Below are 9,174 nucleotides of genomic sequence, written 5' to 3'. Positions count from 1 at the left end.
GGCTTCCACCATGCGCGGGGCGGGGTGGCCCTCTGGATCCAGCACCACCTCCATGAGGAGGATGCCCTCGTAGAACAGCACCGGGGTGGGGACGCGCACCCCCTGGGCGTGCAGTTTGTAGAGCGAGTCCGACTCCGCGCTCTTCCAGGCGTCCTCGGCGGCGTTCTGGCCGAAGCGGCTGCCCTTCTCCATGGCGCGGCGCGTGCGCGAGTTGCGCACCTCGCGGCCTTCCCGGTAGCCCGCGTTGTTGCGGAAGTTGCGCTCGTGGCGCTCCTTGTACAGCTTGGCCGCGACCACCTGGCCGGCATGCTGGACCAGCCATACCTCGGCCTCCTTGCCCGTCTTCAACTGGCCGATGATGGCTTCGATGATGCCATCGGCCAGGAGGGTCTCTAGCGAGTCATTCATTCCGACGCGGGGTTCCAGTGGGGGCCGGGCAGGATTGGCGGCGCAGTAGCGAGCGTGCGGGCGGCCCTGTTCGCGGCGCACGGCGGCATGTGAACATCTCGCGGGCCCTTCTTGCTACCAACACGGTGCGGCAAGCAGTCAAGAAGGCTGGCGGACGGCCTGCTAGCAGTTTGCCTCCCGGGGTTCCAGGGTAGCCTGGGCTTTGAATCCGCTGGGTGGGTCATCTTGGACCATGTTTTGGACTTGATTTCAGGCCCTCCCCACCGTCCGCGTTCGCCAGGGGACGGAGGCCGCACCGCATAATGGGTGGGTTGGGGCGCGTGCCGATGCTTGGACCCGAACGAGGGAGCGCTACGATGCGCGCCGTCCAGGGAGGGGTTCATCATGGCGACGAAGTCACGCAAGACGGCTGTTGCGAAGAAGTCATCCCGGCGTACCGCGACGGCGAAGAAGGCCACGCCGAAGAAGGCGGCTGGCAAGGCGCACGGCGCGAAGAAGACCACCACGAAGAAGAAGACGACGGCGAAGAAGACGACGGCGAAGAAGGCGGCTGCGAAGAAGGCCCCCGCGAAGAAGACGACGGCGAAGAAGGCAGCGGCCAAGAAGACCACCGCGAAGAAGGCCACCACGCGCAAGGCGGCGACGCGGCGGACCTCCAAGTCTCGGCGTGAGCGGCCCACGACAGGGGTGCCCTTCGTCGAGCAGGTGGAGACGACGTCCGCGGGGCTCCAGCCCCTGGCGCCCACCCACGCCGCGGTGGACGAGTTCACCAGTTCCGGCGACGAGGTGCTCGACATCTTCCAGCGGTACGACCGCGACCGGACCGGCACCATCGACCGTGCGGAGTTCGCGCGCTTGCTGGAGGCGCTGGGGCAGAACATCTCCGACGAGGAGCTGGAAATCGCCGTCGACATCGTCGACACGGACCGCACCGGGAAGATTTCCTGGAACGAGTTCAAGGCCTGGTGGAACAGCCGCTGACGGCTCGTCGCAACACGGACCTGGTCCGCGCGCGCGTCTGGCATGATGCGGTCCGAGCGGGCCTTCATTCTCGTGGCAGGGGGAAGGGTGGCTGACCTGGCGTCAAGCGCACATGCAGCGATTTTCGAGCACTCGCGGGATGGGGTGCTCGTGCTGGATGCTGGGCAGCGCATCGTGGAGGTCAACCGCGCCGCGGAACGCATCTTCGGGCCGCGTACCAGACTCGTGGGGCAGCCGGTGGGGCTGCTCCTGCCCGGCTGGCGTCCTCCCGAGCCCCGCGCTCCCGCCGATGCCGCCCTGCGCGAGACGGAGCTGGCCGGGCATCGCCCAGGCGGCTCTGGCCCCGCGCACTACCTGCGGGTGGTGACGCTGCCCCTGCCCGGAGAAGGGGACGGGGGCTGGGTCTTGCAGCTCCATGACATGACGGCCCGCCTGGAGGTGGAGGCCTCGCTCCGGCAGCAGAAGGAGTTCTTCGAGGCGGTGGTCATCAACAGCCCGGTGGCCATCATCACCATCACCCGCCAGTTCCGCGTGCTGTCGTGGAACCCCGAGGCCACGCGCCTGTTCGGGTATTCGCCGGCAGAAGCGCTCGGCAAGCACATCTTCGAACTGGTCGCCACCGAGCCCACCGTCCTCCCGGAAGCGGAGCAGGCGTCGCGCGAGGTCGTGCAGCGCGGGCGGCTGCGCTCCGTCACCCGGCGGGTCCGCAAGGATGGCAGCGTGGTGGACGTGGAGCTGCGGGCGCTGCCGGTGTCGGTGGGCGGGCGGCAGCTTGGCTTCATCGCCATCTACCACGACATCACCGACCTCGAACGGGCACGCAAGGCGGCGGAGGCGGCCAATCAGGCCAAGAGCCTGTTCCTGGCCACCATGAGCCACGAAATCCGCACGCCGATGAACGCCATCATCGGCATGACGGGCCTGCTCCTGGACCGGGCGCTGACGGAAGAGCAGCGCGACTTCGTCGCCACCATCCGGCAGAGCAGCGAGGCGCTGCTGACGTTGCTCAACGACGTGCTGGACTTCTCCAAGATCGAGGCCGGTCGCTTCGAGGCGGAGCTGCGGCCCTTCGACCTGCGCCAGTGCGTGGAGTCCGTCCTGGACCTGATGGCCGTGCGCGCCAGCGAGAAGGGGCTGGACCTGGGGTGTGACCTCGCGCCGCCGCTGCCGCAGATGTTGGTGGGCGATGCGTCGCGCCTCCGCCAGGTGCTGCTCAACCTGGTGGGCAACGCGCTCAAGTTCACCGAACACGGCGGCGCGGTGGTGAGCGTGGAGGGATTGGCCCTGGGCGGCACGGAGGGCGCGGCGGACTGGGAGCTGACCTTCAGCGTGCAGGACACCGGCCTGGGGATTCCCGACGACCGGCGCACCGGGCTGTTCCAGCCGTTCAACCAACTGGATGCCTCCGTGTCGCGGCGCTTTGGTGGCACGGGGCTGGGGTTGGCCATCTCCAAGCGGCTGGTGGAGGCCATGGGCGGCACCATCTGGGTGGAGAGTGAGGGCGTGCCCGGACAAGGCACCACCTTCCGCTTCACCCTGCGCGCCCAGGCTGCGCCACAAGCCTACGCGGTGCAGCCGCGCCAGGAGCAGGGGCTGCTCCAGGGCCGGCGCGTGCTCGTCGTGGATGACAACGCTCTGTTTCGAAGGTTGCTGGGCCGGCAGCTCCAGGCGTGGGGCCTGGTGCCCGTGGAGTCCGCGTCGGGGATGGACGCGCTCGCCCAACTCGAGGCGGGGGCTTCGTTCGACGCGGTGCTCATTGACCATCACATGCCGGGGCTGGATGGCACCGCGCTGGCCGAGCGCATCCGGCAGCGCGAGGAGACGCGGGCCCTTCCCCTGGTGCTGGTGTCGACGCCGGGCCGGCGGGGCAATCCCCCCGAGGGCCTGTTCGCGGGCGTGTTGTCGCGTCCGCTGAAGGACTCGCAGCTCTACGACGCGCTGGTGTCGTGCTTCTCGCAGCACCTTCCCCAGCTCCCGGAGCCCCGGCAGACGCGGCCCTCGCGAGCGGGGCCCTTTCCGGGGGAGCGGCCGGGGGACACCGTGCCGCTGGACATCCTCCTGGTGGAGGACAACGCCACCAATCAGAAGCTGGCGCTGCTGGTGCTGGAGCGGCTCGGCTACCGCGCTGACGTGGCGCTGAACGGACGCCAGGCGCTGCAGGCGTTGTCCCAGAAGCGCTACGACGCGGTCCTCATGGACCTGCAGATGCCGGAGATGGACGGCCTGGAGGCCACGCGCCGCATCCGCCAGGAACTGCCGCCCAAGGCGCAGCCCTGGGTCATCGCGATGACGGCCAACGCCATGGACTCCGACCGGGAGCAGTGCTTCTCGGCGGGCATGGATGACTTCCTGGGCAAGCCCATCCGCGTGGAGGCGCTGACGGCGGCGCTGCTGCGCTGCCAGCCCCGGCGTTCGGAGGTGGCACCGGAGCGGCGGGTCGCGAGCGGCGCGGTCGCGCTGACGCCGCTGCAAACGGTCATGGAAGGCCTGCCGGACGCGGCGCGCATCCCGGGCCTGGAGTCTGCCGCGCTCGCCCGGCTGTGGGCGGAGCTGGGGGCGCAGGCGGCGCAGATTCTCCCCGAACTCATCGACACCGCGCTGCACAGCATGCCGGCGCTCCTGGAGGACGCGTACTCGGCCCTGGGGCGTGGGCACGCGGACGACCTGGGCCGGGCGGCGCATACGCTCAAGTCGAACGCGGCCTGGTTCGGCGCCAGCGCGCTGGAGTCCCAGGCCCGCGACATCGAGTTGCAGGCGGACTCCGGGCTGCTGGAGGACATGCCCGAGCGGCTCGAGCGGTGCCGGGCGGAGCTGGAAGTGACGCGGCTCTTGCTGGGCCGCCTGCGGGACAGCGTCCTGGCCCTGTCCGGCGCCTGACACGCGGCGAGTGGGGCGGCCCGGATTACGCGGCGGAGGCGCACGTCGACGGTGCGCGACGCCCCATCCGAGCGCTATCTCTTCAAGCTCATTCGCGAATGCCACCGAGGAGAGTCAAAACGCATGGCCCGATACGACTTCGACCTGTTCACCATTGGCGGCGGCTCTGGCGGTGTGGCGGCCAGCCGCAGGGCCGGGGCACACGGGGCCGGGGTGGCGCTGTGTGAGGACCGCGACGTGGGCGGCACGTGTGTCCACCGTGGTTGCGTGCCCAAGAAGCTCCTGGTGTACGGAGCACACTTCCGGGAGGAGTTCCAGGACGCGGAGGGCTATGGCTGGACGGTCCAGGAGCCGCTGTTCACCTGGAGCAAGCTGCTGGCCGCCAAGGACAAGGAGTTGGACCGGCTGCGTGGCGTGTATGCGCGCTTGTTGCGCGACTCGGGCGTGACGCTGCTGGAAGGGCGCGGGCGCGTGGTGGACCCGCACACGGTGGAGGTGGCCGGAAAGCTGTACACGGCCGAGCGCATCCTGATTGCCACGGGCTCGCGGCCCTACCTGCCGCCCGACATCACCGGCATCGAGCACGCCATCACCTCCGATGAGGCGCTGTCCTTCCCCGAGCTGCCTCGGCGGCTGGCCGTCGTCGGGGCCGGGTACATCGGCGTGGAGCTGGCGGGCGTCTTCCACGGGCTGGGCTCCAAGGTGACGATGTTGATTCGCGGCGCCAGCGTGCTGGGTGGGTTCGATGACGACGTCCGCTCCTTCCTCACGGACGAGATGCGCAAGAAGGGCATCGAGCTGATGACGGACACCTTCATCCGGGACATCGAAAAGCGAGCCGAGGGTGGGGTGAGCCTGCTGACGGGCGGGGGCGAGACGGTGGAGGCGGACGCGGTGCTGTTCGCCACCGGGCGCGTTCCCAACTCGGGGGGGCTGGGACTGGAGGAAGTGGGAGTGACGCTGGACGCGCGCGGCGCGGTGGTGGTGGACGCGTGGTCCCGCACCTCGGTGGAGAGCATCTATGCGGTGGGCGACATCACCGACCGCATCAACCTCACGCCGGTGGCCATCTCGGAAGGGCGTGCCCTGGCGGAGACGCTCTTCAACGACAACCCGACGCAGATGGACCACACCAACGTACCGTCGGCTGTCTTCAGCCAGCCGCCCGTGGCCTCCGTGGGGCTGACGGAGCAGGAGGCACGGGAGCGTCATGGGAAGCTGGACATCTATGTCACCAGCTTCCGCCCCATGAAGCACACCCTGAGCGGGCGTAACGAGCGCACCATGATGAAGGTGGTCGTGGAGCGCGAGTCCAACCGCGTGCTCGGCTGTCACATGGTGGGGACGGACGCACCGGAAATCATCCAGGGACTGGCGGTGGCGGTGAAGTGTGGCGTCACCAAGAAGCAGCTCGATGCCACCGTGGGCATCCACCCCACCGCGGCCGAGGAGTTCGTCACCCTGCGCGACAAGCGGCCGGACCCCGACGAGCGGCTGGCGGCGGAGCTGGGCCGTGATGCGGCGGCGTCTACCCGGCGCTGAGGCCCGCCTCGGGTCGGGTCAGGGGGGCGCTCGTCCCGCCGTCCCTGGGCGGCTTTCGCATCGATTCGAGAGGTGATGACCCCATGAGTGATTCATCGACGGAGGCTCCTTCCCCAGGCGGCGCGCGCATCCGGGGGCTGGAGCAGGTGGACCGGTTGTCGGTGCCGCTGCCGCACGGCACCGAGGTGACGACGCGCGTGGAGCGCCTGGCCTCGGGAGGCCGCCGCATTCCGCAGGGCGTCGTGGGCCGTGTGGTCCGCGCGCATGATGGCGGCTTCGACGTGCAGATTGTCGGCGTGGGGGAGGTGTGGTTCGCGCGGGACGAGCTGGTGCCCCGGCGCCCGGGGCAGGTGCAGTTCGCCCAGCGCCGCGAGGCGGCCTGGAGCGCGCTGACGCCATGTGTGGTGCTGGAGACGCGCGTGGGCAGCCATGCATGGGGGCTTGCCGACGAGCGCTCGGACGTGGATGTGCGCGGCGTGTTCGCCTTGCCGCTCCCCTGGCGGTTCGGACTGGTCGACGCGCCCAGGGATTTGGTGAGCGCGGATGGCAGCACCATGTACTGGGAGGTCCACAAGGCGGTGGAGCAGGCGCTCCGCGCGGACCCGAACACGCTGGAGACGCTCTTCGTGCCGGGCGCGAAGGCGTTGGACCCGGTGGGCGAGTGGCTCCTGGCGGAGCGCGACGCCTTCGTGTCCAAGGCCCTGTTCGGCAGCTTCGGGCGTTACGCCATGAGCCAGCTCGACAAGCTCACCCGCAGCCAGCGGCTGGCGGAGCATCGGGACCTGCTGCTCGAATGGCTGTGCGAGGAGCCCGCGCCGGACCTGGACGAGGTGGCGCGCCGGCTGTCGGCCGTGTCGCCCCGCGAGGCGCCGTCGGCGCAGGACGCGCTGCTGGCGGCGAAGACGTACGTGAAGCAGCTCTACCGCTCGCTCTGGGACCAGGGGCTGTTGGCGGCCAACGACTTCAAGGCGCTCACCGCCTATGCGCGAAGCGGCGGTCAGCGGCCTCCCTCCGCGCGCGAGCTGCGCCCGAAGAACGCCTACAACCTGCTGCGGCTGGTGGCCACGGCGACAGGGTGGCTGCGCGAGGGCGCGCCCGTCTTCGAGGCCTCTGGCGCACTGAAGGCGCGGCTGCTGGACATCAAGGCGGGCCGCGTGCCGCTGGAAGACGTGCTGCGGGACGCGGAGGCCCTTGCGCCGGACCTGGAGGCCGCGCATCGGGAGAGCCGTCTGCCAGAGCATCCGGACTACGAACGCGCGGACCGGTTGCTGCGGCGCGTGGGCGAGGAGTTGGCGCGGCGCTGGGTGCTGAAGGAACCCGGGCCGCTGGGACGTGACGCGCCGGAGGCCCCGGCCATGGGGTGGAGGGATTCGGAATGAAGGGCACTTTGACGGAACATCAACGCGCGATGGCGGACCGGGTGCTGGACGAGGAGTCCCGGCACCGCGCGCATCTGGTCGTCTCCCTGTCCGGAGCGCACGCCTATGGCTTCCCCTCGCCGGACAGCGACCTGGACCTGAAGTCCATCCACGTCGCGCATACCGCGGCGTTGTTGACGCTGCAGCCCGTGCATGTCCCCACGGAGCGACTGGAGGTGCTGGAGGGCGTGGAGGTGGACTACTCGTCCAACGAACTGCTGCCGGTGCTCCAGGGCATCCTGCAAGGCAATGGGAACTACCTGGAGCGGGTGTTGGGGGCCATCCCCCTGCGCGTGTCTCCGGAGCTGGAGTCGCTGCGTCCGCTGGTGCGCGCGGTGCTGTCTCGCAAGATGTACCGGCACTACAACGGCTTTGCCCAGGGACAGCTTCGCGAGTGGGAGAAGAGCGGTTTCCGTTCGGCGAAGCGGCTGCTCTACGTGCTGCGCACCACGTTGACGGGGACCCATGCGCTGCGGACTGGCGTGGTGGAGACGGACGTCACGGAGCTGCTGTCGCAGTACGGCTTCGTGGAGGCCCATGCCCTGGTGGAGCAGAAGCTGCGCGGGGAGAAGAGCGAGCTTCCGGAGGCTCTGAGCGCGCGGTGGCGCGGCGAGGTGTCGCGTGCGTTCGAGGTGCTCGAAGCCGCGCGGGCGGACTCGGTGCTGCCTGAGTCGCCGCCCGACGAGGCCGTGGCCGCGCTGGAGGCGTGGATGCTGGACCTGCGGCGGAGGCGCTTCGACGGATAGCCGCTGGTTCAGGGGGCCAGCGCCGCCCGGATGAGGGGCTTCACCTCCGTGGAGAGGTGCATCGCGAAGCTGACGACGCCCGCGCCCGGGTCATCCCGCTGAAGGTGCATCCCGAGGACGGCGTAGTAGCCCGCCTCCCGGTCCACCCAGGGCGTCCATCCGAACGCCCCTGGCGAGCTGATGACGGCGCAGCCCTGCGCGGGCGTGGGGCACTCCAGCCACGCCGTCAGGCCATAGCGGAGGTCCAGGCCCATGTCCGCCGCTGGCGAATTGCCGACGACGACGCCAGGGAAGGGCTCGACGGCCTGTGCGTCGAAGAGCTCCGGCGTGCCGATGACACCGCCGGGATGCGTGCCCCGGTGGAAGACGAGCGCCAGCAGGGGCGCGTACTCATTCATGGACGCGCGCAGCCCGCCCGCCACCAGGGGATTGGTGGTGCCCAGCGGGTGATTGGGCGCGGTGAAGTAGGTGACGCCTGAAGGCAGGCCCAGCGGCTGGGCCAGCGTCTCGGTGAAGAGGGCGTTCCACGTCTTGCCCGTGCTCACCTCCGCCATGCGCGCGGCGACTTGCAAGTGGGTGCTGCCGTAGTCGAAGCGCGCCCCGGGAGCCGCGACTTGTGGGGTCTGGGCGATGCTGGCGACACAGTCCGCCAGGGTGATGCCGGATTGGAACGTGCAGAGGTGCGAGGGTTGCAGTCCCGACGTGAAGGAGAGCAGGTGTCGCAGGGTGATTCCCGCCTTGTTCCCCGTCCAGCCGAGCACCTGGCCCGTGGTGGAGTCCAACGAGAGACGGCCTTGGCGGATGAGCTCGAAGAGAAGGGTGCCGGACACCATCTTCGACGCGGAGGCCACGGCCACCCGCCGGTCCGGCGCGAAGTCCCCGACGATGTGTTCGTACACCTTGCGGTCCTGCGCGTCGTACACCGCGAGGCCCAGTCCCGGAACGGAGGCACCCGCCTCGGCGACGCGTGCCTCCAGCACGGCGGTCACCGTGGCCCATGGCGAGCCGGCGTCCGGCTCCGGGGTTCCTGCATCGTCCAGAGGGCTCCCCGCGTCGGGCTGGGGAACTCCCGCGTCTGGGGCGGGTGGAGACGCTCCTCCATCCGGGGTGGGCGCGTCTGATTCACCACAGGCAGCCAGGACGACTCCAAGGACGACCAGCAGCGTTCTCAACATGCCCGTCATCTTCGCATCCGCTCCCTT

The 9,174-nt window shown here is 69.8% G+C and carries 7 protein-coding genes; 5 read left to right on the top strand and 2 right to left on the bottom strand.

Going from position 1 to position 9,174, the window contains the following annotated elements; genetic code table 11:
* Positions 1 to 408: RIO1 family regulatory kinase/ATPase (locus tag FMQ63_RS27545; RefSeq protein ID WP_301340265.1), on the bottom strand; the 408-nt coding region annotated here is incomplete at its 3' end.
* 306 nt (positions 409 to 714) lie between these two features.
* Between FMQ63_RS27545 and FMQ63_RS27540 the strand changes: the two genes are divergently transcribed.
* The 5 genes from FMQ63_RS27540 (at position 715) to FMQ63_RS27520 (ending at position 7,972) form a co-directional block, all read left to right on the top strand.
* Positions 715 to 1,389 carry an EF-hand domain-containing protein gene (locus FMQ63_RS27540; protein WP_011552391.1) on the top strand — a complete coding sequence of 225 codons (675 nt, stop codon included), beginning with the start codon at positions 715 to 717 and terminating at the stop codon, positions 1,387 to 1,389.
* Positions 1,390 to 1,431: 42 nt separating this feature from the next.
* Positions 1,432 to 4,266, top strand: coding sequence for a response regulator (locus FMQ63_RS27535; RefSeq protein ID WP_011552392.1), 2,835 nt, complete (start codon positions 1,432 to 1,434; stop codon positions 4,264 to 4,266).
* Between the two features lie 123 nt (positions 4,267 to 4,389).
* Positions 4,390 to 5,808, top strand: a complete 1,419-nt coding sequence (gor, locus tag FMQ63_RS27530; RefSeq protein WP_011552393.1) for a glutathione-disulfide reductase — start codon at positions 4,390 to 4,392, stop codon at positions 5,806 to 5,808.
* 83 nt (positions 5,809 to 5,891) lie between these two features.
* Positions 5,892 to 7,187: a nucleotidyltransferase domain-containing protein gene (locus FMQ63_RS27525; RefSeq protein WP_020477597.1), complete on the top strand. Its 1,296-nt coding sequence runs from the start codon at positions 5,892 to 5,894 to the stop codon at positions 7,185 to 7,187.
* Positions 7,184 to 7,972 (top strand): nucleotidyltransferase domain-containing protein, encoded by a 789-nt coding sequence (locus FMQ63_RS27520; protein WP_026113938.1) that lies wholly within the window; start codon positions 7,184 to 7,186, stop codon positions 7,970 to 7,972. Before FMQ63_RS27525 ends, FMQ63_RS27520 begins: the two co-directional genes overlap by 4 nt.
* Positions 7,973 to 7,980: 8 nt before the next feature.
* Here the strand turns inward: FMQ63_RS27520 and FMQ63_RS27515 are convergent, their stop codons facing one another.
* Entirely contained in the window at positions 7,981 to 9,147 is a 1,167-nt protein-coding gene (locus tag FMQ63_RS27515) for a serine hydrolase (RefSeq protein WP_225909904.1), read from the bottom strand.
* Positions 9,148 to 9,174 lie beyond the last annotated feature (27 nt).

It is taken from the genome of Myxococcus sp. CA005 (assembly GCF_006518205.1).
GTDB classification, from domain to species: domain Bacteria; phylum Myxococcota; class Myxococcia; order Myxococcales; family Myxococcaceae; genus Myxococcus; species Myxococcus xanthus.
This window is presented reverse-complemented; position numbering and strand designations above follow the sequence as displayed.